Genomic DNA, 25,842 nt, shown 5'->3' on the forward strand with positions numbered 1-25,842 from the left:
CTGGGTGTCGACTCGATCAAGCGGGTGCAGGTGCTGGGTGCGTTGCGGGAGCGGTTCCCGCAGGCGCCGACGGTGGGCCCTGAGCAGCTCGCCGAGTTGCGCACGCTTGACCAGATCACCGAGTTCGTCACCGCCGCGGCACCACCAGCGGTAGGAGCCACCACCACCACCACCACCGGCCAGGCCGGCGCGGAGGCAGGTGGTGTCGACCCAAAAGCCGGTAAGCCGGGCCCGGCGCCTCGCCGCGTCGTCCGGCTGGTAACCCTGCCCGCCGTCGACCGGCTGGAAAGCCCCTACGCCGAGGCACCGGTCGCCGTCCTCACCCACTGGGCCGGCCCGGACGCCGCGCCGCTGGCCGCCGACCTGCGCACCCGCGGCTGGACGGTGCGCGAGCTCGACCTCGACCTCGACACCACCGTCCACGGCGACACCAGCCCGGACGACGTGACTGAGCGGGCGCGGGCGGTGGAGCGGGCGCTGACCGGGGCGTTCGAGGGACGGGTCGACCTCAGCCTGACCGTGCTCACCCCGGGCGACGGCTGGGAGCCGACCGTCGCCCGACTCGCCGACACCATCCAGATCGCGCGGCACGCCCACGCTCCGCTGACGGCCACCGCCGCCGACGGCACCCGTGCCGCGTTCGTCACCCTGACCCGACTCGACGGCGGACTTGGCCACCATGGCACCGCCGGGCCCGTCTCCTCGCTGCTCGGTGGCGTCGGCGGCGTGGTCAAGACACTCGACGCCGAAGCGCCGACGGTGTTCTGCCGGGCACTCGACGCGTCCCCGCGGCTGAGCGTCGACACCCTCGCCGCGCTCCTGGACACCGAACTGCACGACGCCGCCCGGGACACCCCCGAGGTCGGCCTGACCGGCGACCCGGTCACCCGGTGGACGATCGTGCCCGGCCTGTTCGACCCCCGCGCCAACATCCGACCCGAGCCGTCCGGCAGCACCGAGCCGTCCGGCGTGATGGGTGCGGGGGCGGGGCTGACGGTGGGGGCGGACGACGTGATCGTCGTCTCCGGCGGTGCGCGGGGGGTGACCGCGCTGTGTGTGCGGGCACTCGCCGCGCGGGTGCCCGCCCGGTTCGTCCTGCTGGGACGGTCACCGCTGGCCGACGAGCCGGGGTGGGCGGCCGGCGTCACCGACGCCGCGCTGAAGCCCGCCGTCATCGCCCAGCTGCGGGCCGAGGGCACCCGACCGACGCCCCGCGACGTGGAACGGATCTACCAGGGGCTGCTCGCGGGCCGGGAGATCCGGGCGACGCTCGCCGCGGTCACCGCCAGCGGGGCGCGGGCCGAGTACGTCGCTGTGGACGTCACCGACCCGGCCGCCGTACGCACCGCCCTGGCCGAGGTGCGCGGGCAGGTCACCGGCATCGTGCACGGCGCCGGGGTGCTCGCCGACGCCCGCCTGGTCGACAAGACCCCCGCCGACGTCGCCCGGGTGTTCGCGCCGAAACTCACCGGGCTGCGGGCGCTGCTCGCCGGACTCCAGGACGCGCCGCTGCGCCACCTGGTGCTGTTCACCTCGGTCGCGGGCCTGTTCGGCAACCCGGGGCAGGCCGACTACGCCGCGGCGAACGAGGCGCTGTGCCGGATCGCCGCCGCGCACCGCCACGCCCATCCCGACACGCACGTCGTCGCGATCGACTGGGGCGCCTGGGACGGCGGCATGGTGACTCCGGGCCTGCGCGATCTGTTCGCCGCGCGCGGGGTGGAACTGCTCGCCCCGGACGCCGGCGCCGGCGCCTTCGTCGAGACCTTCCGCGCCGACCGGGCGGGCGAGGTGTGCGTGCTCGTCGGCCCGGATCGGGCGCTGGCCGAGACCGCCGCCGAGGGCGGCACCACCCTGCGGGCCCGGCGCACCCTGGCCGGGATCGACAGCCATCCGGTCATCGCGGCGCACCGGGTCGGCGCGCACCTGGTCCTGCCGGCCACGTTCGGCCTCGGCTGGATGATCAATGTGGCCGAGCGGGCGCACCCCGGACGCCGGGTCGTCGAGGTGCACGGGTTCACCGTGCACAAGGGCATCGTCTTCGACGGTTCGGCCCCGGACACCGCCCAGGTGATCCTCGAACCCGCCGGCTCCGACCCGGATGGCCGCCTGCTCCTGCGCGCCGCCGTCCGCGGCGACCGCCCCGGCCACCTGCCCGTCCCGCACTACGCCGCCACCCTCCTGCTCGCCGGCCCGAACGACAGCGCCACCAGCCCGGACGGCGGCGATGCCGGCGGCGGCGGTGGCTGGCCGGGGTACGCGCTCGGTACCGGCCCACTGGACGGGCTCGCCATCTACACCGAGGGCACCCAGTTCCACGGCCCACGGTTGCAGGGGATGCGCCGGGTGCTCGCCCGCGGCGCGGACCGGCTCGTCCTCGAGTGCACGCTCGCCGACGACCGTGACCTGCGTACCGCCTACGGCGGTGCGCTGCACAGCCCGGTGCTGGTCGACGTCCTGCTGCAGGGCCCACCGGTGCTGGGGCACGCGCTGCTGGGCCAGGCCTGCCTGCCGCTGGCCATCGGCCGCGCCGAATACCTGCGGCCGCTGCCGGACGCGGAGCCGTTCGTCCTGGTCCTGGACCAGGCGCGGGTCGACGACGGTGGCGGCACGGCCACCGTCACCGCGACGGCGCACGCCCCCGACGGGACAGTGCTCGTCCGGCTGCGCGACGTCACCGTCGCCGCGACGCCCGGGATGGCCGCGAAGTTCAGCGAGGCCGTCCGTTCCTGGCACGACACTTCGACCGAGAACGAGGACGATCGCCGATGACCGTCATGGACCACCAGCCCGTGGCCGAGGCGGAGGACGACCTCGGCTTCGACGGCGAGCCCTTCGACCCCACCTCCCTCGCCGGTACCGTCACGCCGGCCCTTCCCGCCCCGTCCGTCGCCATCCCTACGCCGACGGTCCCTGCTTCGACTGTCCCTACCGTGGCGGCCGCCACGGCTGCCGTCCCCGCCGTTCCCACGGCCACGGATGCTCTGCCGACGGTCGGTACCTCGGCCGGTGCCGCTGCTGTGACGGTCGCGGACATGATCCGGCTGCTGCGGACGACCACGATGGCGGCGCATGCCAGCGCGCTGCGGGCCCAGAGCGGCCTGCAGCGCCGGGCGCTCGCCCAGCTCGGACTCGTCCCGTCGGCTACACCGGCGGGAACGACACCGGCGGGAACGACGCCGGCGGAAACGGTGGCGACCGGGCTGGCGCCTGCGGAGCCGGCCGCGGCCGCGGTGGTGCTGCCGGCGGGACCGGTGCGGACCAGGGCGACCAGCGAGGGATCGTTCAAGCCGCTGGCCCGCACCGATGTCGCCGCTCTGGACAGCGCGGACCTGGGCCGGCTCGCCCGCGCCGAGATCGCCGCCGTGTTCGGCCCGGCCTACGACCAGGAGGGCCTCGACGCCGCGGTCCTGCTCACCGCCGGCGGCCCCCTGCTGCTGGCCGCGGTCGACCGCATCGAAGCGCGCGGTGGGCGGTCCGGGCGCGGGCTGCTGCTGGCCCGTCCGGCGCTGCCCGCCGGGGGCGCCGCGACCGGCGCGGACCTCACCGACGCCGACCTGGTGGCCGCCGCGGCCCAGGCCGTCCGCCTGTTCGCGCTGTACACGGGGCTGCACCTGTGCCTGCCGCACGCGCACTTCGTCGACAACACCACGGCGTCCGGCGGCGGCGCCGACGACGGCGGACCGCGGCTGGTCCGCGGCGGTGGGACGGCCGAGGCCGTGGTGCTCGTCGTCGAGATCGCCGAGATCGACCTGGTGCCGCGGCCGTGGCTGCGCGCCGACGTCGAGCTGCGCCGGCTGGGTGCCGACAGCGGCACCGGGACGGACGGCGAGCTGCTCGCGCGGGTCGACGACCTGGTCATCGGACTGCGTGAAGGCGACGGGCTGGCGGTCGGGCCGGCGCGCGGTGGCCGTCCGACCGCGTGGTTGGGGCGGCGCAACGGGTACGGCGACCGGGCGTTGCTCTCGGAGTTCCACATGGCGCACTTCTGCCGCGGGGACCAGGCGATCGCGCTCGGCCCCGAGTTCGCCGGCTACACCGGACGCAAGGCCACCCGGCTGCCCTCCGGTGGGCTGCTGCTGGTCGACCGGGTCCTGGAACTGCACGGCACCCGCGGGGAGCCCGCGTCGCTGGCCGGCGGCTCCTGGCACATCACCGAGTACGACGCGCACGCCGACAGCTGGTACTTCACCGACACGGCGAACGCGTCCATGCCGAACTGCGTGTACATGGAGACATCGCTGCAGGCCGCGCTCATGGTCGGCTACTACCTGGGCGCCACCCTCGGCGATCCGGACGCCGTCGTCAGCCTGCGCAACCTCGGCGGCTCCGCGACGGTGCTGCGCGAGATCGACCTTCGGGACGTGACGATCCGCCAGCACTCGCGGTTGCTGTCGACCACCGACATGCCCGGGTCGTCGCTGCAGAACTTCGCCTACACCCTGTTCGCCGACGGCGAGCCGTTCTACGAGGGCGAGACGCTGTTCGGCTACTTCAGCGACGCGGCGCTGGCGAACCAGACCGGTCTGGACGCCGGAAAGTTCGTCCCGACCTGGCTGGACACGGTCACGCCACGCCCGGCGACCCGCGCCCTGGACGTCGCCGCCCGCCGCGCCGACCCGGCCGCCCGGCTGGTCGCCCGCGACCATCTGGCGTTGCTGGACATCGTCGACGTCGTCGACGGCGGTGGCCGTTACGGCGAGGGCTATCTGCACGCGGTGCGCCCCATCGACCCGCATGACTGGTTCTTCGCCCGCCATTTCAACCTCGACCCGGTCATTCCCGGCTCGCTCGGCGTCGAATCGGTCGTCCAGGCGATGCAGGAATGGCTGCTCGATTCGCCGCACGCCGCCGACATCGGCGACACGGCGGCGTTCATCCTGCCGGTCGGCGCGGCCTTCTCCTGGAAGTATCGCGGCCAGTTCCTGCCGACTGACGGCGAGACCCGTCTGGAGGTGCACATCAAGGCCGTGCGCCGTGGTCCGGGACGGGTGCGGGTGACCGCTGACGCCAGTGTGTGGAAGCCAGGTCTGCGCATTTACGAGATGACCGACATCGCCGTCGAGCTGCGTGAGGATGGAGCCGCGCCATGGTGACCATGACGTCCCCCCAACCCGTCCCCGCCCAGACCGTTTCCGCCCTACCGCAAACCGCGTCCGCTGTACCGCAAAGCCCGTCCGCGCCACCGCGGGACGCGTCGACTCCACCGCGGACCGGCGTGACCGGGCAGGCCTACCGGGATCTGCTCGCCCTCGACGCACCCTGCTACGTGCTGCGCGAGGGCACCCGGGTGCGCACCAGCGGCGACCAGGCCGACGTCGCCCGGGTGGTCGCCGCCGGCGGGCAGGTACTCGCCGCCGCCGGTCCGCGGCCGGCGACGGCGCTCGGGGACGGTGCCTTCCGCGCCGCGCACGGCGTGCGGTACGCGTACATGGCCGGTGCGATGGCCAACGGCATCGCGTCGGCACCGATGGTCGCCGCCCTCGCCCGCGCCGGGTTCCTCGCCTCGTTCGGCGCCGCCGGTGTGCTGCCGGCGCGGATCGACGAGGCGCTCGCGGCCATCGTCCGCGACGCCGCCGGCGCGCCGTTCGCCTGCAACCTCATCCACAGCCCGAGCGAGGCGGCGTTGGAGGCGGCGACCATCGACGCCTGCCTGCGCCACGGGGTCACCACCCTGGAGGCGTCCGCGTTCGTCGAACCGACGGCGCAGCTCGTGCGCTACCGGCTCGCCGGGCTGCGCCGCGGCCGGGACGGGCGGGTCGAGGCCACCCACCGGGTGGTCGGCAAGGTGTCGCGGGCGGAGGTCGCCGAACGGTTCCTGCGTCCGGCCCCCGAGGCGCTGGTGCGCGACCTGCTCGCGGCCGGCGCGGTCACCGCCGACCAGGCCGCGCTCGCCCGCGAGGTGCCCCTGGCCGACGATCTGAGCGCCGAGGCCGACAGCGGCGGGCACACCGACCGCCGGCCGCTGACCGTGCTGCTGCCGGAGCTGCTGGCCCTGGCCGAACGGCTGCGCCGCGAGCAGGGCGCACGCCAGGCCGTGCGGGTCGGCGCGGCCGGGGGCCTGGGCACCCCGGCGGCGGTGGCGGCCGCGTTCGCGCTCGGCGCCGCCTATGTCGTCACCGGATCGGTCAACCAGGCCACCGTGGAAGCCGACCAGTCCGCGATCACCAAGCGGCTGCTGGGCGCCACCGGCGTCGCCGACACGGCGATGGCGCCGTCCGCGGACATGTTCGAGCTCGGCGTGGAGGTGCAGGTGCTGCGCCGCGGCACGCTGTTCCCCGGCCGCGCCCGCACGCTCTACGAGCTCTACCGCGCCCACGACGGGGTGGACGCGTTGCCCGCCGACGTCCGGGCGAACCTCGAGGCGAAGGTGTTCCGCCGCTCCCTCGACGACGTGTGGGCCGACTGCGTCGAGTTCTTCACCCGGCGCGACCCCGACCAGATCATCCGGGCCCAGGGCGACCCACGGCGGCGGATGGCGCTGATCTTCCGCTGGTACCTGGGGCGTTCGTCCGGCTGGAGCATCGCCGGCGAACCCGACCGCGCCGCCGACTACCAGGTGTGGTGCGGCCCGGCGATGGGCGCGTTCAACAGCTGGGCGGCCGGGACCTACCTCGCCGAGGTGGGCAACCGCCAGGTCGCCGACGTCGCCGCCCACCTGATGACAGGTGCGGCGTTCCACGAACGCGCCGCCGCCCTGCGCGCGGCCGGGGCCCGCCTGCCCGCGTCCGCCACCACCTACATACCGACCGCGCCGCTACTGGGCCAGGGCTAAGAGGAAAGGCAGTCCGTCATGACGATCGAGGCCACCCTGGGAGCGAGCAGCAGCCGCGATCCTGGTACCGCCAGCACGAAGGGGTCCGCGGGATCGTCCTGGCTGCTGTGCGGCGGCTGCAACACGATGATCTACGGCCGGCGGTTCGACCGGGCCGCACGGGTCTGCGCCGACTGCGGCTGGCACGCGCCGCTGACCGCCGACGGCCGGCTCGAACAGCTGCTCGACCCCGGTTCGCGCCGCGACATCGACGTCCTGGCGATCGACGGTGACCCGCTCGGCTTCGTCGACTCCCGGCCCTACCCGGACCGGTTGCGCGCCGCCCGGGCCGCCACCGGCCTGCATGACGCCGCCCTCGCCGTCCACGGCACGATCGAGGGCAACCCGGTCGTGGTCGTCGTCATGGACTTCCGTTTCCTCGGTGGCAGCCTCGGTGCCGCCGTCGGCGAGGTGTTCACCCGCGGCGCCGAGGTGGCGCTGCGGGAACGCACGCCGCTGATCACCGTCACCGCCTCCGGTGGCGCCCGGATGCAGGAGGGCGCCATCGCCCTGATGCAGATGGCCAAGACCAGCCAGGCACTCGGCCAACTGGACGAGGCCGGCATCCTCACCGTCTCGATCATCACCGACCCGACGTTCGGCGGGGTCGCCGCGTCCTTCGCCACCCTGGCGGACGTCATCATCGCCGAACCCGGTGCCCGCCTCGGGTTCGCCGGCCGCCGTGTCATCGAACAGACCATCCGGCAGGTGCTGCCCGCCGACTTCCAGACCGCCGAGTTCCTGCGGACCCACGGCGTCGTCGACATCATCAGCCCGCGCCGCGACCTGCGCCCCACCCTCGGCCGGCTGCTGTCGGTGTCCAGCCGCCGCGACGACGGCATTCCCCGCCAGCCGCTGCGCGCCGGCGGGGCCATCCTCACCAAGATCGCGGACCTGCCCGAGCGTGACTCCTGGGAGTCGGTGCGCACCGCCCGCCGCCTCGGTCGCCCCTCCACCCTCGACTACATCGACATGATCCTCGAGGACTTCACCGAACTGCGCGGTGACCGGATGTCCGCCGACTGCCCCGCCCTGGTCGCGGGCCTTGGCCGCCTCGACGGCGTCCCCGTCGCCGTCATCGGCACCCAGAAGGGTCACACCGCCGACGAGCTGCGCCACCGCAACTTCGGGATGCCCACCCCGTCGGGTTACCGTAAGTCCGCCCGGGTGATGCGACTGGCCGCCAAGCTCGGCCTCCCGGTCATCACCCTGATCGACACCGCCGGCGCCTACCCCGGGATGGAAGCCGAGGAGCAGGCGCAGGCCGTCGCGATCGCGGAGAACCTGCGGCTCATGGCCAGCCTCGCCGTTCCGGTCGTCGCCGTCGTCACCGGTGAGGGCGGCAGCGGCGGTGCGCTGGCACTCGCCTTCGCCGACCGGGTGCTCATGTGCGAGAACGCCGTCTACTCGGTGATCAGCGCCGAGGGCTGCGCGTCCATCCTGTGGAAGGACCCGGCCGCCGCTCCCCGCGCCGCCGCCGCCCTGCGGGTGAACTCCCGTGAACTGCTGCGCCTGGGCATCGTCGACGGTGTCATCCCCGAACCCGACGGCGGCGCCGACGCCGACCCCGCCGCCGCGGCCAGCGCCCTGCGCGCCGCCCTGCGCATCTGCCTCGCCGAACTCACCCCCCTCGACCAGATGACCCTGGTCACCCGCCGCCGCACCCGTTTCCGCCAGTTCGGCGTCCCCACCGCCGCCGCCAACGCCACTGACAGCGACAGCGACACGTCCACCCCGTCGGACGCGGCCGGCGAGCACGCCGCCGCCACCGACGACCAGCCCGGGCACGAGCAGTCCCCGCACGAGCAGACCGTGGAGGCACACCGATGACCATCGACCAGGCGACCCAGCCCGTGCGGGGCGGCGACGCGGACGACGAGAACCGCGTGTCCCACCTGGGCGGCGGCGCACTGCCGGCGGTGGACGCGGTGGTCGGCCTGCTCGGCGCCCACCTGCTCGACCTCGCCGCCCGCGCGCCCTACGCGCCAAGCCTCGTGCGCGCCTGCGCCGGCGACGTGAGCGTCGAGATCGGCTGGGCCCCCACCGCCGCCGGACCCGCTCCCGCCAACCCCGCCGCGGCGCGCACCCGCTGGTCGGCGGCCCCGTCGGCGCTGACCAGCGGCCCCGCGGCCCTCACCTCGACCTTGTCGGGGGCCGCGGACGTCCCGGGCGGCGCCGGCGCGCTCCCCAACGGCAACGGCGCGACCGGTGCGGTCAACGGCGCGGCCAGCGCGCAGGGCGTTGCGGTGAACGGTGCAGGTGGCACGCTGAACGGCACGGGTGGCACGGCCGCCACGACGGTGACGGACGAGCCGGGAACGTTCATCATCGGGTCACCCTCGGTCGGGATGTTCTACCGGTCGCCCGAACCGGGCAAGCCGCCGTTCGTCGCCGAGGGTGACATCGTGCGGGCCGGCCAGCAGGTCGGGATCGTCGAGGCGATGAAGCTGATGATCCCGATCGAGGCCGACCGCGGTGGCCGCGTCGTGCGCGTCCTCGTCGAGGACGCCAGCGCCATCGAGCACGACCAGCCCCTGCTCGTCCTCGCCCCCGTAGCCGGTGCCGGCGCCACCGACGGGAACGGCTGATGTTCGACACCGTGCTGATCGCCAACCGTGGCGAGATCGCCCTGCGGGTCGTGCGCACCTGCCAGGAGCTGGGTATCCGCACGGTCGTGGCGCATTCGGCCGCCGACCGGGATTCGGCCGCCGTCCGCGCCGCCGACGAGTCGGTGCAGGTCGGGCCGGGACCGTCCAAGGCGAGCTACCTCAACATCCCCGCCATCATCGAGGCCGCCCGCACCCGCGGCGCGCAGGCCATCCACCCCGGTTACGGCTTCCTCTCCGAGAACGCCGAGTTCGCCGAGGTCTGCGAGGACGAGGGCATCGTCCTGATCGGCCCGCCCGCGTCCGTGATGGCCGACCTCGGCGACAAGGCGATCGCCCGCCGCATCATGCGCGAGGCCGACCTGCCCCTGCTGCCCGGCAGCCGCGAACCGCTGGCCGACGCCGACGCCGCACTCGCCCTGGCCGACGAGATCGGCTACCCGATCATCCTCAAGGCCGTGGCCGGCGGCGGTGGACGTGGCATGAGCGTGGTGCACTCCCGCGAGGACGTCGCCGCCGCCTACGCCCAGACCCGCGCCACCGCCCTCGCCGTCTTCGGCGACGGACGCCTCTACCTCGAGCGTTACCTCGCCTCCGCCCGGCACGTCGAGATCCAGGTGCTCTGCGACACCCACGGAGCCGGCATCCATTTGGGTGCCCGGGACTGTTCGCTGCAGCGCCGCCACCAGAAGCTCGTCGAGGAGTCCCCGGTACCGAACGTCGACCAGGCCGGCGTCGAGGAACTCGGCCGCTCCGCCGTGCGCGCCGTGCTCGCCGCCGGCTACGTCGGCGCCGGCACCGTCGAGTTCCTCTACGATCCGCTGCGCCGCGGCTACTACTTCATGGAGGTGAACTGCCGCCTACAGGTCGAACATCCCGTCACCGAGATGGTCACCGGCATCGACCTGGTCGCCGAACAGCTGCGTGTCGCCGCCGGCGAGCCGCTTGGCTACACCCAGGCCGACGTGGAGTTCCGCGGCACCGCCATCGAATGTCGCGTCAACGCCGAGGACCCTGCCCGCGACTTCCGCCCCACCCCCGGTCTGGTCACCCGGCTCGGCCTGCCCGGCGGCCCGTTCGTCCGCGTCGACACCCACCTCGAGACCGGCTACCGCATCCCGCCGCTGTACGACTCGCTGCTGGCCAAGGTCATCGTCTGGGCCCCCGACCGTGCCGGCGCCCTCGCCCGGATGCGCCGCGCCCTCGGCGAAACGGTGGTCGACGGCCCCGGCCTCGCCACCACCGCCCCCTTCCTGTCCGACCTGCTGGCCCATCCGTTGGTGCGGGCCGCCGCGCACGACACCTCCCTCATCGGCACCTACCTCGCGGCGGCTCCCGCTCCCTCGGCTGTCCCCGCGAACTCCGCACCTGTCCTTCCCACCGTGCCCACCGTTTCGATCGGCGCCTGAACTCAGGTCACGTACGGGCGAATGTCACCGCGCGGCTGGCCCCGCCGGGCTGTCGGCGCCAATGGGTCCTTCTACCGGAACGAACCGGATTTTTTCCGTTCGGAGCCTGGTAGAAGGACCACAAAGATCGACGCACCGAGCACGGACACGCCGATTCGGTTACTGAAAGCAACATGGCGACCTGGCGCCTATGTCCAGTTCTGGTAGTTTCCGCCGTTACAGGGCAGCATGTAGGCCTGGTAGCCCTTTCCCTTCGGGCTTGACTGATTGCTGTCCAGGCATTTTCCGGTACCCGCATTACGCAGGGTCTGTCCGAAACGGGTGCCCGACGAGGCCATCCACTGCTGGGAGCTCGTCCCGTCGCAGGCAATCACGTACAGGCCGTCCGGATACTGGGCGCCTTCCGCGTTGTATCCGCCGGCCTTGCTGGTCAGACAGTTGCCGAAATGGACGTTGCGGAGCCGGAGCCCGTCACGGATCCACTGCTGATAGTCGCCACCGTTGCAACCGAGGGTGTAGACCCTGCTGCCATCGCTGTCGAGGCAGGCGCCGGTCGCGGTGTCGACCCAGGTCTTGCTCGCCGGCGCTGGTGCTGGTACCGCCGCGGGATTACCTGCGTTCGCGGCTGCCGGCTGCGTCCTGGGAGCGACCGGTCCGGCCGCGGAGGCCACGCGCCCCGCTGACGGACGGGCTTTGGGTCTCGGGTCGCTGGCCGCCAGCTTTTGCTGGGCGTCCGGGTCCGACCCTCGGCTCGATGGGGCTTTCAAAGCCGTCGTCCCGAGGACGATGAGGACCGCCATGACGCTGACAACGACGGACAACCGCCGCCAGCGGGCGCCGTGCGTGCTGCCGGTGCCGTGCGCGGCCAGCGGGCGGCGAGGGCGGCGCGGCTTCGGCCCAGGCGCCCCTGTCGCCGGGACGGGCGTTGCCGGTGCTGGTGGATGTGCTCGCAGCTGTAGCGGTGCCGCGGTCCTCGGGTTGGCGGCGTCGGCTGGTTCCGGTTCGGGCGCTTCCGGTTCGGGTTCGGGTGTCTCCGGTTCGGGTTCGGGCGCTTCCGGTTCGGGTTCGGGTGTCTCCGTCGCAGGTTCGGGCGCTTCCGGTTCCGGGCCGGCCGCTGCCGCTGCCGCTGCGAGTGCCGCTGGCTGTGGCGGAGTCGCGGTGCCTGGATCAGCGGTGTCAGCCGGCCCTGGCCACGATTCGGTCGCGACGGGTGGCGGTGGCGATCGCAGCGGCGGCAGGGCGGGTCGGCCCGCGAGGCCAGGCTGGAGCGCGCACAGGTCCGCCACCCCGGGCCGGTCCGCGGGATCCTTCGCGAGCATGGCCGACAGGACGGCCCACAGCGCGTCGTCAAGGCCGGGAGGGCGACCGGGCAGGAGATCGACGTGGGCGCGCATGACGGCCAGCGGCATCGGCCCGGCGAACGGTGCGACCCCGCTGACCAGCTCGTAGAGCATGATGCCGGCGGCGTAGACGTCCGCGGGCGGACCGGTCTGGGCACCGTTGACCATCTCCGGAGCCATGTAGGTCGGCGTGCCGAAGACATCCTGACTGGTGGTCAGCTTGGTGGAACCCACCACGCTGGCGATCCCGAAATCGGTCACCTTCGGGTGCGGCGCCGGGCCGCTGGCGTCAAGCAGGACGTTCGCGGGTTTGAGGTCGCGGTGGACGATGCCAAGGGCATGGGCGACGCCAAGACCGGTCAGGATGTCGACGGTCAGGGCAACCGCCTCGGCCGGCGACAGCGTCCCCCGGGAACGCAGATACTGGCGCAGGTCGGGACCCTCGATGAAATCCATCACAATGGCCAGTCGATCGTGTTCGGCGACCAGATCCCAGACGTTCACCACGAACGGCGACTGAATGCGGCGGAGCACAGATCGTTCTCGTACGAACCGGGCGACCATCTTCTGGTCGGTGGCGAGTTCCGGCAGCAGGAGCTTGAAGGCGAGGGCTCGGCCGTGCTGGTCGTGACCTCGCCACACTTCTCCCATCCCACCCCGCCCGACCAGGGATTCCAGGGTGTAGGAACTGCCCAACCTCATCGCCATGCCGGTCCCCCACCGCTTCGATCGTCGTGCTGTGTCGTCGCTGACAAACCTGGTTATATCCGACTCGTGCAGCAACTGCTGTTTTGTGCCTACTGATGGAGTAGGTTGCGGGGCGCAGCACAGGCGGGAACATCACCCGTGACCTGCTCGCCCCGACGGCATCAGACCGGCATCGGCCACCCTGGTCTCGCGGCCCTACCAGCAGCGTCGCGCCTACGCCACCTGCCGCGGGCAGTGGCCGGAGGTCGGTGTCCACTGCGCGTCCCAGCCCAGCAGCCTCGACGACCACGTGACGAGCTCACCTCCCGCGGACAGGGGATTACTCGTCGAATCGACAGCGGTCGACAGCGCCGACAGCGCAGCGCGCAGGTTCGGGACGACGGCGGTCCACCGGGTCGACCAGGACGATCGGCCGTCGATGCGGACCGCCTCGAGCAGTTCCTTCGGGAAGCTGTCGACGTGCTGGCTCAGCAGCGGTATGCCGAGCGCGGAGAGGAGGTTCGGCGGCCCCGCGATCCTCGAGTTCCACTCCGCCGCCTGCTGCGTGTCGGTACTTCTTCGGTTCTCGACGGAGTGGTTCTCGTCCTTTCGTCGGAAAAAACCCCATCGGCCGGTGCGTAGGGAGATTTTCCGCTGGCGAGAACGGCGCCGTTCAGCAGAACAGCGACACGTTCTCGTGCGTGCTGTGCTGCCTGCCGGAAGTCGACGATCAGGGCTGCGTGTTCACGCAGGACCGCAATCGAGAGGACGACGTCCTGATGGTCGCGGATGACTCGGGTCGGAGCCCCGGCGTTCGGGTTTTCGTCCTCGCTCATCTCTTCCACGCGTCTGCCAGTTCGTCGCGGGAGAAGATCGGCGCACCGTCACCTGGGCCAGCATCGGCTTCGATCCGGGCCCGGGTGACGGCCCGGCCGAGCTCGAGCCGTACGCGCCGCATCTTGGCGCGCAGGGAGCCCAGTTCCGCACGCGGAATGGTGACCAGCCCGGTGAGGTTGCGCCGGGACCTCCGTTCGCCGCGTGCCCGCCTGCTGGAACGCCCAGCCATCGACCCGAGGTCGCGGTATGTGACGGAGTGTCGGGCGTCGCGGGGGTGCGGGAGCTACACGGGTCGCCGTGGGGGCATTCGTGTCCGATTTGCCCCCCACGGCGACCCGGGTAGGCGGATCTTGCTGTGTGGCCCGCTGCGGGGTGTGACGGTTACCGAGATCGGTTACCGTGTGTGCGGAATGTGGGTATTTTGGCTACAGAGAGTGGATTGGTGCGGCGCGGAGCATGGCGGCCGAGGGTGGCCTCGATGGGGCGGGTCAGCGCAGACCGGAGCGGACGAAGCCGTTGATGACCTGGCGTTGCAGGGCGAGGTAGAGGGCGAAGATGGGCAGGCAGGCGAGGCCGGCGGCGGCGGTGAGGGGGCCCCAGGCCTCGGTCTCGGTGGAGTTGAGGAAGCTGTTGATGCCCAGCTGCAGGACGCTGTTGCCGCGCTGCAGAACCATCGCCGGCCAGAAGTACTCGTTCCAGGCGTTGACGAACAGCAGGATCGCCAGCGCTGACAGGGCCGCGCGCAGGTTCGGGACGACGACCGTCCACAGCGTCGACCAGGACGAGCGGCCGTCCATCCGGGCCGCCTCGAGCAGTTCCTTGGGGAAGCTGTCGAAGTGCTGGCGCAGCAGCAGCACGCCGAGCGCGGAGACGAGGTTCGGCACGATCACACCGGTCAGGGTGTTGAGCAGGCCGAGCTGGTGCAGCAGCACGTAGTTCGGCAGCATCGTCACCTGGAACGGCACCAGCCAGGTGCCGACGAACGCCAGGTAGAGCAGCCGCTTGAGCGGGAAGTTCCACACCGCGAAGGCGTAGGCGGCGAGGATGGACGTCAGCAACTGCCCGAGGGCGGTCAGTGCGGCGACCATCGTCGTGTTCAGCAGCAGCCGGGCGAGGTCGAGCTCGTCGAGGGCGTCCCGGTAGCTGCCCACCGACAGCGGCCAGGGCAGCACCGAGGTCTTGTAGACGTCGTCGGGTCGGCGCAGCGACGTCGCGTACATCCAGTAGATCGGGAAGACGCAGGCCAGGCCCAGCAGGGCGAGGGTGAGGTGGCCGACGACGGTCATCACCCGGGAGCGGCCGCCGGGGATGTCGTCGCCGTCGGCAGCCGCGATGGCGGCAACGGGCTCGAGGACCGACTGGTCGGCGGTCGGCCCCTCGATGGCGAGTACCACGGCGGCCCTCCTGTCTCCTGCGGTTGGACGGATGTCAGTTGTCGTGGAAGGTGAGGCGGTCGGACAGCCAGACGAGGAAGGCCGCGACCAGGGTGAAACCGGCGAAGAAGATCACACCGGCGGCGGCGGCGAAGCCCGCGTCGAAACTCTTGAAGCCGTACTGCCAGAGCAGGTAGTAGATGTTGGTGGTGGCGCTGACCGGGCCGCCCTGGGTGAGCGTGTCGATCAGTGGGAAGGTCCACGTCCCGGCGAGCAGGACGGTGGTCAGGACCAGGAACACCAGCGTCGGGGACAGCAGCGGCAGGGTGAGCCAGCGGGTCGACTGCCAGCGGGAGGCGCCGTCGACGGACGCGGCCTCGGAGTAGTCGCCGTTGATGGAGGCGAGCCCGGCCGAGACGACCAGCACCGCGAACCCGAGCATCTGCCAGCCGGCGATCCCGGTGATCGACAGCAGTGCGGGCAGCCGTTCGTGCAGCCAGTTCGTCTTCAGGCCGGTGGCCCGGTTGACGATCCCGGAGTCGGGGGTGAGCATCCACTGCCACACCGCGGCGCTGGCGACCGGCGCGACCAGGAACGGGGCGAAGATCAGCGCCTGGTAGAGGGTGCGGGCCCGGCCGCGGACCTCGGCGGTGAGCAGGCCGACGATGATCGGGATGATGATGGTGAACGGCAGCAGCAGGGCGATCATCGAGATGGTGCGCAGCACCGAGCTGCCGACCTCCGGCAGGGTGAACAGCCGGTGGTAGTTGTGCCAGCCCTGCGGGATCGCCGGCTGGTCCGGCGACAGGTTCCACGAGTAGAACGAGTAGTTCGCCGTCTGGATGAGCGGACGGTAGATCCAGACCACCAGCATGCCCAGCGCCGGCGCCAGATACAGGTAGGGGACGATGCCCCGCCCGAGCAGCCGGGCCAGGCTCCCCGCCGAACGGCGGTCCCGAGGCGCCGGGGATGCGTCCGCGGCACCGCTGGCAGCGGCAACACCGGTACCGGCAGCGCCGGTAGCAGCGGTGTCGGAGCCATGGGACGGACGGGTGGTGCTCGTCCCGGCGTTGGGGGGCAACGCCGGGACGAGCCGTGTGGGCGGTGCTACCTCGACGAACATCGCGTCATGCCCCCGGTGGGGAGGTCGGGGTGAGCCGGCGGACGTAGGCGAGGTACTCGCCGGCGTCCCGGTCGTAGACGTGCTCCACGTCCAACGGGATGGCGGTGGCGACGAACTGGCCGTCGATGAGGTCGATCCGGCTGAGCCCGCCGACGCGCAGGCCCCGGTGACGGCCGCTGGCCGGCAGGGCGTCGACGGTGTAGGACAGCGCCGGGCAGATCCACACCGGCACGCCGGCGAGGGTGCCCGCGCCCGGGTGGTGGGCGTGGCCGGAGAGCACCATCCGCACGTCGGTGCCCTCGATGACCTTCGCGAGGCGCTCCGCGGCGACCAGGCGCAGCAGGTGCACCGTCGGCATCGGCGAGGGCAGCGGTGGGTGGTGCACCACGAGCAGGGTGCCGCGGGGCGCCGGGGTGGCGAGCTGATCGGCGAGCCAGCCGAGCTGGGTGTCGGTCAGCCAGCCGTCGTGGCGTCCGGGGGTGCTCGAGTCGAGCACGACGACCCGCAGCCCGTCGATCAGACGGACCTGGTCGCACGGATCGTCGGGGGAGGGGGTGGGGTCCTCGTCCAGCAGTTCGGTGCGGAAGGCGGCGCGGTCGTCATGGTTGCCCATGGCGTAGATGACGGCGGCGCCGAGGTGATCGGCCAGTGGGTCGATCACCTCACGTAGCCGCCGGTAGGCCTCGGGGTCACCGTTGTTGGCGAGGTCCCCGGTGAGCAGGAGCCCCGCGACCGGACCGGCCGAGTCCACCAGGGTGGCGGCTGCCGCCTCGAGCAGGCGGTAGGTGTCGACCCGGTCATGGATCAGCTGGCCGCGCGGGACGAGATGGGTGTCGCTCACCTGGATCAGGGTCATCTCGGCCGGTCCGGTCGTCGTCATGTCAGATCACGCCTTCGGCAGCAGCGATGTGCCCTGTCGCAGGGCGGAGCTCAGCGTCGACTTGGGGTCGGCACCCTGGTAGACGGACCGTTCGACGGCGTCCATCATCCCGTCGCGGATCTGCAGGTAGTTGTTGCCGGGGATGGCCACCCACGGCTCCATGCCGCCGAGCTGCGCGATGTTCGGCGCGAACAGCGGGTTCTCCTTGGCCCAGGTCTGCAGGCCGGCCGGGTCGTCGACGAGACCCGGACGCAGCGGCAGGTAGCCGATCTTCTGCGAGATCTCGGTGTAGGCGGCCTCGCTGGTCAGGAACTTGATCAGCTCCCAGCCGGCGCGCTGCTTGGCCGGGTCCTTGGACAGCACGAACAGCGACGCACCGGAGTTCGTCGGGACGGTCGGCTTGGTGCCGAACGCCGGCATCTTCGCCGCCCGCAGGTCCCAGTTGCCGCCCTTCGCGCCCTTCTGCAGGGTCGCCTGGATGGCGCTGGTCTCCAGCAGCATGCCGATCTCACCGCGGGCGAAGCTCTCGTACGCCTGCTTCTGCGCCAGGACGGGCGTCAGCCCCTCCTTGACGTAGCGCTGCGCGTCCTGGACGACCTCGACGGCCGGGGCCTGGTCGTAGGTGAGCTGGGTGCGGTCGGTCGAGAGGACCCGTCCACCGTTGGAGCGGACCAGGCTCTGGAAGCACCAGTCCTTGGCGATCTTGGTGAGGCAGTCGAGGTACAGGCCCTTACCGCCGGCCTTGGCGACGATGGCCTTCGCGTCGGCCTCCGCCTCCGCCCAGGTCGTCGGCGGCTTCGCCGGGTCGAGACCGGCCTTCTCGAACAGGGTGGCGTTGTAGTACAGCACCGGGGTGGAGAAGACGAACGGCACGCCGTAGGTCTTGCCGTTGGAGTCACCGAGGGTCCGCGCGGTCGGCGCGTACGGGTACTTCGCACCGTCGAAGTTCTTCTGGACGGCGTCCTTGCCGAACAGGTCGTCCAGCGGCTTCGCGCCCAGGGACCTGATGGTGAAGTCGAGGTCGGAGAAGCCGAGCTGGGCGACGTCCGGCGGGGCGCCGGCGGCGATCTGGCTCTGCAGGCTCGACACCGTGTCGGCGGCCGGGTTCGGGCTCGAACCCTTCGGCTTCTGCGGCGTGACGCTGATGTTCGGGTAGGCCTTCTCGAACTTGCCGATCAGGTCGTTGAAGGTGGTGGTCCAGGCGCCGGCCTGACCGAAGTTGTAGCTCTCGAAGACGATCGAGACCTTCTGGTCCTTGCCGAGTTCGGGGACCTGGCTCGAGGTCGTGTTGGTGTCCGCGTCTCCGCCAGGAGAGCCGCAGCCGGCCAGCACGGACAGGGCGGTCGCGGCCGCCACGGTCACCAGGAACAGTGGCCTGCGGACGGATGGTCGTTTCACGGGTGCTCCTTGACGGAGTGAAGGGCGTGACGGTGAACCGGTGTGACGGGTGAACCTGTGTGGCGGTGTGGCGGGTGTGGCGGTGTGGCGGGTGGTGCGGGAGAGGGCCCCGGTGGTGCGGCGGAAGGCTTCAGGTGGTGACGGGTACCCGGGCGGACGGGATGGCGCCGGCCTGGTCCTCGTCGGGCTGCCAGGCCAGACGGCGGCCCGAGTCACGGTCGAACAGGTGGGTGTGCTCGGGGCGGACGTCCAGCGTGATCGCGTCGCCGGCGGTGAACCCGGCTGGCCGGCGGGCCCGCACCCGCACCTCGGCCGCGCCGAGGACGCAGTGCGCGATCTCCTCGCTGCCGAGGTTCTCCACGGTGCGGATCGTGCCGCGCAGCCCCGCGTGGCCCGCGCCCGTGGAGTCCGCCACCACGGCGGTGGTCGTGGTGGCCAGGAGGTGCTCGGGGCGGATGCCGAGCTGGATCGCGCGCCCCGCGGCGGTGCCCGCGGTGGTGGTCTCGATGCCCAGCGCGACGTTGACGCCGGGGGCGACCGCGTGGAGCTGGCCGTCGCGCAGGGCGAGTTCGGCGTCGAGCAGGTTCATCGGCGGTGAGCCGAGGAACGCGGCGACGAACGCGGACGCGGGCTGGTCGTACACGTCGGTCGGCGAACCGATCTGCTCGAGACGGCCCTTGTTGAGCACGGCGACCGAGGTCGCCATCGTCATCGCCTCGACCTGGTCGTGGGTGACGTAGATGAACGTCCGGCCGAGCCGGCGGTGCAGCTCGGTGATCTCGGTGCGGGTGGCGGTGCGCAGCTGGGCGTCGAGGTTGGACAGCGGCTCGTCCATCAGGAACGCGCCCGGGTCGCGGACCAGCGCCCGGCCCAGCGCCACCCGCTGGCGCTGACCGCCGGAGAGCTCCCGCGGTCGCCGGTCGAGCAGCGCCGAGAGATCGAGGATCTCGGCGACCTCGGTCACCCGCTGGCGGATCTCGGCCCGGCGCACCCGCCGGGCGCGCAGCGGGAAGCCGATGTTGCGCGCCACCGTCAGATGCGGGTAGAGCGCGTAGCTCTGGAACACCATCGCCAGGTCACGGCCCCGGGCGGGAATGTCGGTGACATCCCGACCGTCGACGAGAATGCGACCCTCGCTCGGTGCGAGCAGGCCCGCGATGGCCCGCAGCAGCGTCGACTTTCCGCAGCCGCTCGGCCCGAGCAGCACCAGGAACTCGCCGTCGGCGATGTCGAGACTGACGCCGTCGACGGCCTTCGTCCCGCCGTAGCGGCGGGTGACGTTCTCAACGGTGATGCGGCTCACTGGTGCCCCCTTGCGTTTCCGGCGAACCCGCGACCGGACCGTCATGTCGTCCCGTGCCGCCCCGATGTCGGAGCCGGGTCAGCTGGTGGATCGTCCGGGGCCGGAATGAACTTCCGGCGTTCGGTTCAGGTGCGAAACGTGCGGTTCGATGTCGACCGGCCGAAGTTCAACAGGTCACGGTGTATGGGCGGTGAACGGATCGCGACGAGAACGTCCCTGACGACCCGTGATTGGAGTTTTCGATGGTGCGAAAGGACCTGCGTGCGGCACCTTCATCCGGCGGCGTGGATGCGCTACACGAGCGGATCTCACGGGTTGCCGGTGCCGGGATGGCGCCGGTCGCGTATCCAGCCGGCCAGCGCCGGGCCGAGGATGGCGGAGTCCTTCACCCACGCGAAGTGGTCACGGTGCGTCACGGCGTCCGCCTCGGTGATGTGCCAGCGGTCGAGGCGGGCCCTGGGCATCCGCCGACACAGGAAGTCGACGTTGGACGCGGGTCCCAGGCGGTCGTCGTCCAGCGAGATGGCCAGCACGGGCAGGTCGAGCTCGGCCAGCAGCCGGTCGTAGTCGCGGCGGGTCCCGTACGGCCGGTAACGGCTGGTCCGCGAGTGCCGCGCCCAGTCGGTCATCACCCGCCCCGGCATCGCCCCGCCGATGAGCATGCCTCCCGGCCAGTAGCCGCGGAAGCGGGCGACCAGGCCGATGGTCTGGATCGAGTACAGCGCCTCCGCCCAGCGGCGTGGACCGAACGCCTTCCAGTACACGGTGCCCGTCCCGAGCACGCAGATCCCGGCGATCCCCGGATCACCCGGGCCGTCCGTCCCGCCGCTGGTGCCGTTGGTGTGTTGGCGGGCGTCGGCGGCCGCCGCGGCGGAGTGCAGCAGAGCGATCTGACCACCAAGACTGTGACCGAACAGGTGGGGTCGAATCCCGGGAAAACGCGTGCGCACGGCGGCGAGCACCCGCGGCAGGTCATCCTCGATGAGTTCGCGGTAGCCGAACGTCGGCTGGTCGTGCAGCCCGGGCTGGGCCTCGCCCTGCGCCCGCAGGTCCGTGGTCACCACCGACAGGCCGGCGGCGTGCAGCGCCCGGGCGAGCGGCAGGTAGAACTTCGCCTTCAGCGCCATCGCCGGCATGATCAGCACGACCGGCGCGTCCGGATCGTCGGCGGCGAGGACGCGCAGCACGAACGACGTCCCACCGGTGCTCGCGACCGTGATCGCCGGAAGCTCGGCGAAACCGCCACCCCGCCCCTTCGACGCCGACGCCGACGCCGAGGCCGAGGCTGAGGCGTCCGCCGGGGTCGTCTCCGTCATGAGCGGGCACCGTCCGCGGGGGCGGCGACCAGCTCGGCGACATAGGCGAAGCGGAAGGTGGCGACCGCCGCGCCCGAGGCGTCGTACAGCTGCGCCTTGCCGTCCAGCTCGACACGTTCACCGGGCCTGGCCGCCAGCACGCGGCGCGCGCCGCGTTCCTCGATGGTCGCCACCGCCCGGACGATCCCGGTGGCCGGCCGGCGAAACGACGACCAGCTGTCCCGGACGACCAGCCAGGCCACATCCGCGATCCGCACCGCCGTCGCGCCGACGAACGCGCAGGCCCCGGCGATGTCGGCGGCGAGGAACTGGGCGCCCGCGTGCACCGTGCCCATCTGGTTGGTGAGCTCCGGACGGTCGGGAATCTCGACCACCGCGTGCTCCGCGTCCACCTCGGTCACCTCGACCCCGACGAACGAGCCGAACGGGACCACCTGGTTCGCCAGCCGGCGGATGTGCTCGAAATCCGGGAGGTCCGCTCCCGGTCGGGCGAAGGCCGCGAACGCGGACGCGCCCGGAGCCAGAACGGTCGGGTTGCTCAACGTGGATCTCCCAACGAAGGATGGACGTGCCCGTTCGTCCCCGGGGCCCTGAACGGCCTGGCGGTGATGGGCGGCCTGGGGTGATGGGCGGCCTGGGGTTATGGGCGGGTGGAGGTGACGCGGCGGAACACGCGGCGCGCCACCGAGACCCGGAGCACCTCCGAGGGCCCCTCGTAGATGCGAAACGCCCGTGCCTCGACCAGGAACCGGGCGACCAGGTGGTCCTCGCAGACGCCGAGCCCCCCGAAGAGCTGGACGGACCGGTCGAGCACCCGCCACACCGCCTCGGAGACGAACGTCTTCGTGATCGCGGCGCCGTGGCGGGCCGCGGAGCTGGTCGCACCCTGCTCGTCGAGGGTGGCCGCGGTGGCGTGCACCAGCGCGCGGGCGGCGGCGAGATCGATCTCGTTGTCGGCGACAAGTCCCTGGGCCAGGCCATGCTCGGCGATCGGGACACCGAACGACTGCCGTCCGGTGATGTAGGCCGCGGAAAGGCCGTGCGCCCGGTTCGCGAGCCCCAGCCAGTTCATGGCGAACGTCAGCCGGGACGGAGCGAGCCTCGCCTGCGCGTGCTCGAGGCCGAGGCCGACCTGCCCGAGCACGGCCGAGTCGGGCACCCGGCAGTCGTCGAAGACGACCTCGCAGTGCCCGCCCGGAGCGCTGGTGAAGTCCAGGGTCGGCATCCGGCGGACCACCCGCATCCCCGGATTGTCCGCGTCCACCAGGAACATCGTGGGTCCGAACAGGGTGTCGCCGCCGGCCTCGGTGCGGGCGACGACGATCGTGAACGCCGCGCCGTCCGCGCCGGTGGTCAGGTGCTTCGCACCGCTGATCGACCAGCCGTCGGCGACGCGGGTCGCCGTGGTGCGCAGCATGCTCGGGTCGGAGCCGGTGCCGGGCGCGGGTTCGGTCATCGCGATCGCCGAACGCACCTCGCCGCGTGCCAGCGGCGCCAGATACCGTTCGCGCTGCTCGGGCGTCGCGGCCTCGGCCAGCAGGTGGATGTTGCCGTCGTCCGGTGCCCAGCAGTGCAGGGCGAGCGGCCCGACGAGGCTCTCCCCGGCCGCCGCCAGCACGTGCGCCTGCCCCCGGAAGTCCAGCCCCAACCCGCCGTACTCGACCGGTGACAGCGGTCCGAACACCCCCGCCGCCCGGGCCGCGCCCACCAGCTCGAGGCGCAGCTCGTCGGTCACCGGACGGTGCTCGACGATGATCTCCCGTTCCACCGGGATGACGGTCTCCCGCACGAACCGCGCGGTCCGCGCGGCAAGCTCCACCGGGTCTGCCGCGTTGACCGTGCCCACCGCCGCCGCGGCGGTGAGCCCGGGACGGGCGGTCTCGCGGGCCTCGACGACTGTTTCGCTCACGGGATGCTCCCTGCGGTAATTCGCCGTTCCTCGGCGACCACGGCGGCGCCGGCGTCGACACCGGTCAGGAATAGGCTGTGTGCTGGATCAGAGTGGCGAACAGGGGCCGCCCGGGCCAGCGCTATCGACGTTTTCGATGGGGTGATTGTCGTTGTATTGATCGCCGCCTGAACCCGGTGCACCATGAGACGGTTCGCCGGTGACTTCCGCATCTCGCTGGACGGCCCTGCGGGTGGATGAGGCGAGCCTTGCCGCGCAGGACGTGCTGGTCATCGCCCTGACGGACCCGCGTGGGGAAGCGCTGGAGCGTTGGGAACCCGGGGCCCACATCGATATACGACTCCCTGACGGCCAGATCCGCCAGTACTCTCTGTGCGGTGATCCCGACGATCGGCGAACCTGGCGGTTCGCGGTTCTCCGCGAGGAGAACAGCCGAGGTGGATCCCGTTACATCCATGAACGAACAGTGGCCGGCACGGAAATATTTGTCGGCGAACCAAGAAACAATTTCCCGCTGGTTCCGGGTGGCTCCTACCATCTGTTGGCCGGCGGAATCGGCATTACCCCGTTCCTGCCGATGGTGCGCGAGCTGCACCGCCGCGGCGCCGACTGGCGCCTCTACTACGGCGGCCGCACCCGCTCCCGGATGGCCTTCCTGACCGAACTCGCCGAACTCGCCGGGCTGGCCGAGCCCGTCCAGCCCGGCGGCTCCACGCTGTCCGGGGAGCTGGGCGACATCGCCGACCGGGTGCGCATCCTGCCCGAGGACGAGCACGGTCTGCTGCCCGTAGCCGACATCGTCGCCGGGCTCGACGAGGACTCCCGGCTGTACTGCTGCGGTCCGGAGGGCCTGCTGACCGCGGTGGAGAAGGCGTTCGCCGGCCGGGGCGTCGGCAGCCTGCACCTCGAACGGTTCCGACCGCGCGCCGACGCCCTGACGGACGCCGCGCCGGCCCGCGCCTTCGAGGTGGTGCTCGCGGCCTCGGGTCGCACGGTGCGGGTCCGCGCGGACCAGTCCCTGCTCGACGCGCTCGACCGCGCCGGCCTGGAGGTCCCTTCGTCCTGTCGCGAGGGCACCTGCGCGAGCTGCGAGACACCGGTGCTCGACGGCGAGGTCGAGCACCACGACTCGGTGCTCAGCGACGACGAGCGCGCCGGCAACTCCACCATGATGATCTGTGTCTCGCGCGCCCGCTCGGAGCGGCTGACCCTTGACCTCTGACCCCGCCGCCGGGGCTCCCGGTCCCGCCTCCGCCGCCTCCGCAACTCCTGCCCCCGCCCCCGCCCCCGCCCCCGCTGACGGTGGCGCTCGTGTCGGCCGCACCGGATCGGTGGGCTCCCGGCACGCCGTCGTCCTGGGCGCGGGCGTCGCCGGCCTGCTCGCCGCCCGCGTCCTGGCCGAGACGTTCGACCAGGTCACCATCCTCGACCGGGACGACCTCCCCGACGTCCCGGATGTTTCGGATGTCGCCGATCCCGCGGACCTCCCCGCGACAGGTTCGCGGGCCGCTCGTGGCGCGTTCGTGGGTGTGGGCGTGGACGGTTCGGGGCTGGGGGAGCGGCGCGGAGTCCCGCAGGCCCGGCACCTGCATGCGCTGATGGACCGCGGCCGCCAGATCGTCGAGCAGCTGCATCCCGGCATCGTCGAGGACCTGGTCGCCGCCGGTGCCCAGACCAGCGAGGTGCTCGTCGGCGGTCGCTACTACATGCACGGCCGCCGGCTGCGCACGGCGCCGACCGGCCTGACCAGCGTGCTCGCCAGCCGCCCGCTCCTCGAACGCGAGCTGCGGCGGCGTACGGCGGCACTGCCCCGGGTGCGGATTCGCCCACGCACCACCGTGGTCGGCCTCATCGTCGACGGCACCCGCGTCGTCGGCGTCCGCATCCGCTCCGACACCACCCCCACCCCCACCCCCACCGGACGTTCCGTTCCACCCGGCGGGATCCGGCCGTCCAACGGCGGTGGGCCGTCCGGTCAGGGGCAGCTGGCGGGCATGGGCGAGTCGCTGGCGGCGGAGCTGGTCGTGGACGCCAGCGGACGGAACTCACGCAGCCTGGACTGGCTGGTCGGCGTCGGACTGCCACCGCCGGCGAGTACCCGGGTCGCGATCGATCTCGGCTACGCGTCCCGGCTCTACGAACGCAGGCCCGAGCATCTGGACGGGCAGCGCAGCATCATCGTCGCGACCGCGCCGGGACTGGTCGGCGCGGGGGCGGTCGCGGTGGAGGGCGGACGTTGGCTGGTCACCCTCGCGGGGCTGCTCGGCGCCCATCCGCCCGCCGACCATGACGGGTTCGAGCAGTTCGCCGCGGCGCTGCCCGTCCCGGACGTGTACGACCTGATCCGCGAGGCCAAGGCGCTCGGGGACCCCGTGCCCTACCGCTTCCGCGAGTCGGTGCGCCGCCACTACGAACGGCAGCGCCAGCCACCCGAGGGGCTGATCGTCCTCGGTGACGCCCTGTGCAGCTTCAACCCGCTCTACGCCCAGGGCATGACCGTCGCCGCCCAGCAGGCGCTGGTGCTCGGCGCGGCGCTGCGCGACGGCCCGGCCGGCGCCCCGGCCCGCTTCTACACGGCCGTCACCCCCATCGTGGACGTCGCCTGGGACATGGCCGTCTCGTCCGACCTGCGCTACCCGCAGGTCGCCGGCCACCGCGACCTGCGTGGACGGATCACCGCCAGCTACGCCGCCCGCGCCCAGCGTCGCGCGCACCACGACCCGGCGGTCGCCCGCACCCTCATGCGTGTCGTCAACCTCGTCGATCCCCCCACCGCGCTGCTACGTCCCGCGCTCGCGGCCCGCGTCCTGGCACCGGAACCCCGCGGCAGGTGAGCGCGTCCGGCCG

General features: G+C 72.3%; 18 protein-coding genes. 8 read left to right on the forward strand and 10 right to left on the reverse strand.

What is annotated here, in order from left to right:
* The 6 genes from MXD61_RS17320 to MXD61_RS17345 all read left to right on the forward strand — a co-directional run.
* The coding region (locus tag MXD61_RS17320; RefSeq protein WP_248814512.1) for an SDR family NAD(P)-dependent oxidoreductase at positions 1–2,772 on the forward strand (2,772 nt) is incomplete at its 5' end.
* Positions 2,769–5,096 carry a beta-ketoacyl synthase gene (locus tag MXD61_RS17325; protein WP_248814515.1) on the forward strand — a complete coding sequence of 776 codons (2,328 nt, stop codon included), beginning with the start codon at positions 2,769–2,771 and terminating at the stop codon, positions 5,094–5,096. The genes MXD61_RS17320 and MXD61_RS17325, both read left to right, overlap by 4 nt.
* Before the next feature lie 2 nt (positions 5,097–5,098).
* Positions 5,099–6,775 (forward strand): PfaD family polyunsaturated fatty acid/polyketide biosynthesis protein, encoded by a 1,677-nt coding sequence (locus tag MXD61_RS17330; RefSeq protein WP_374629122.1) that lies wholly within the window; start codon positions 5,099–5,101, stop codon positions 6,773–6,775.
* An 18-nt stretch (positions 6,776–6,793) separates the two neighbouring features.
* Positions 6,794–8,644, forward strand: a complete 1,851-nt coding sequence (gene accA, locus MXD61_RS17335) for an acetyl-CoA carboxylase carboxyl transferase subunit alpha (RefSeq protein WP_248814519.1) — start codon at positions 6,794–6,796, stop codon at positions 8,642–8,644.
* Positions 8,641–9,402, forward strand: coding sequence for a biotin/lipoyl-containing protein (locus MXD61_RS17340; protein ID WP_248814520.1), 762 nt, complete (start codon positions 8,641–8,643; stop codon positions 9,400–9,402). The genes accA and MXD61_RS17340 overlap by 4 nt, the downstream gene beginning before the upstream one ends.
* Complete coding sequence (locus MXD61_RS17345) at positions 9,402–10,829, forward strand: acetyl/propionyl/methylcrotonyl-CoA carboxylase subunit alpha (RefSeq protein ID WP_248814521.1); 1,428 nt, start codon at positions 9,402–9,404, stop codon at positions 10,827–10,829. Before MXD61_RS17340 ends, MXD61_RS17345 begins: the two co-directional genes overlap by 1 nt.
* A gap of 188 nt (positions 10,830–11,017) precedes the next feature.
* Here MXD61_RS17345 and MXD61_RS17350 read toward each other — a convergent pair whose 3' ends face one another.
* The 10 genes from MXD61_RS17350 to MXD61_RS17400 all read right to left on the reverse strand — a co-directional run bounded on the left by MXD61_RS17350 (position 11,018) and on the right by MXD61_RS17400 (position 22,995).
* Complete coding sequence (locus MXD61_RS17350; RefSeq protein WP_248814522.1) at positions 11,018–12,877, reverse strand: serine/threonine protein kinase; 1,860 nt, start codon at positions 12,875–12,877, stop codon at positions 11,018–11,020.
* A gap of 811 nt (positions 12,878–13,688) precedes the next feature.
* Positions 13,689–13,922, reverse strand: a complete 234-nt coding sequence (locus tag MXD61_RS17360) for a hypothetical protein (protein ID WP_248814523.1) — start codon at positions 13,920–13,922, stop codon at positions 13,689–13,691.
* A 259-nt stretch (positions 13,923–14,181) separates the two neighbouring features.
* Positions 14,182–14,979, reverse strand: coding sequence for a carbohydrate ABC transporter permease (locus MXD61_RS17365; RefSeq protein WP_248814549.1), 798 nt, complete (start codon positions 14,977–14,979; stop codon positions 14,182–14,184).
* Between the two features lie 142 nt (positions 14,980–15,121).
* A complete protein-coding gene (locus tag MXD61_RS17370) occupies positions 15,122–16,189 on the reverse strand; it encodes a carbohydrate ABC transporter permease (protein WP_248814524.1) in 1,068 nt (355 codons plus the stop codon).
* Between the two features lie 4 nt (positions 16,190–16,193).
* On the reverse strand, positions 16,194–17,069 hold the full coding sequence (locus MXD61_RS17375; RefSeq protein ID WP_248814525.1) for a metallophosphoesterase: 876 nt from the start codon (positions 17,067–17,069) through the stop codon (positions 16,194–16,196).
* A gap of 6 nt (positions 17,070–17,075) precedes the next feature.
* Positions 17,076–18,467 (reverse strand): ABC transporter substrate-binding protein, encoded by a 1,392-nt coding sequence (locus tag MXD61_RS17380; protein ID WP_248814526.1) that lies wholly within the window; start codon positions 18,465–18,467, stop codon positions 17,076–17,078.
* Positions 18,468–18,597: 130 nt separating this feature from the next.
* The gene (locus tag MXD61_RS17385; RefSeq protein WP_248814527.1) at positions 18,598–19,770 is read right to left on the reverse strand and encodes an ABC transporter ATP-binding protein; all 1,173 of its coding nucleotides are present in this window, start codon (positions 19,768–19,770) and stop codon (positions 18,598–18,600) included.
* Positions 19,771–20,078: 308 nt separating this feature from the next.
* Positions 20,079–21,086 carry an alpha/beta fold hydrolase gene (locus MXD61_RS17390; RefSeq protein ID WP_248814528.1) on the reverse strand — a complete coding sequence of 336 codons (1,008 nt, stop codon included), beginning with the start codon at positions 21,084–21,086 and terminating at the stop codon, positions 20,079–20,081.
* The gene (locus MXD61_RS17395; protein ID WP_248814529.1) at positions 21,083–21,628 is read right to left on the reverse strand and encodes a PaaI family thioesterase; all 546 of its coding nucleotides are present in this window, start codon (positions 21,626–21,628) and stop codon (positions 21,083–21,085) included. The genes MXD61_RS17390 and MXD61_RS17395 overlap by 4 nt, the downstream gene beginning before the upstream one ends.
* 98 nt (positions 21,629–21,726) lie before the next feature.
* Positions 21,727–22,995, reverse strand: coding sequence for an acyl-CoA dehydrogenase family protein (locus MXD61_RS17400; protein ID WP_374629115.1), 1,269 nt, complete (start codon positions 22,993–22,995; stop codon positions 21,727–21,729).
* Between the two features lie 199 nt (positions 22,996–23,194).
* Between MXD61_RS17400 and MXD61_RS17405 the strand changes: the two genes are divergently transcribed.
* Together MXD61_RS17405 and MXD61_RS17410 are read left to right on the forward strand one after the other, a co-directional pair.
* Positions 23,195–24,217 (forward strand): PDR/VanB family oxidoreductase, encoded by a 1,023-nt coding sequence (locus MXD61_RS17405; RefSeq protein WP_248814530.1) that lies wholly within the window; start codon positions 23,195–23,197, stop codon positions 24,215–24,217.
* Positions 24,207–25,829 carry an NAD(P)/FAD-dependent oxidoreductase gene (locus tag MXD61_RS17410; protein WP_248814531.1) on the forward strand — a complete coding sequence of 541 codons (1,623 nt, stop codon included), beginning with the start codon at positions 24,207–24,209 and terminating at the stop codon, positions 25,827–25,829. The genes MXD61_RS17405 and MXD61_RS17410 overlap by 11 nt, the downstream gene beginning before the upstream one ends.
* Positions 25,830–25,842 lie beyond the last annotated feature (13 nt).

Origin of the sequence: Frankia sp. AgPm24, from assembly GCF_023243055.1 — a bacterium.
GTDB classification, from domain to species: Bacteria; Actinomycetota; Actinomycetes; order Frankiales; family Frankiaceae; genus Frankia; species Frankia umida.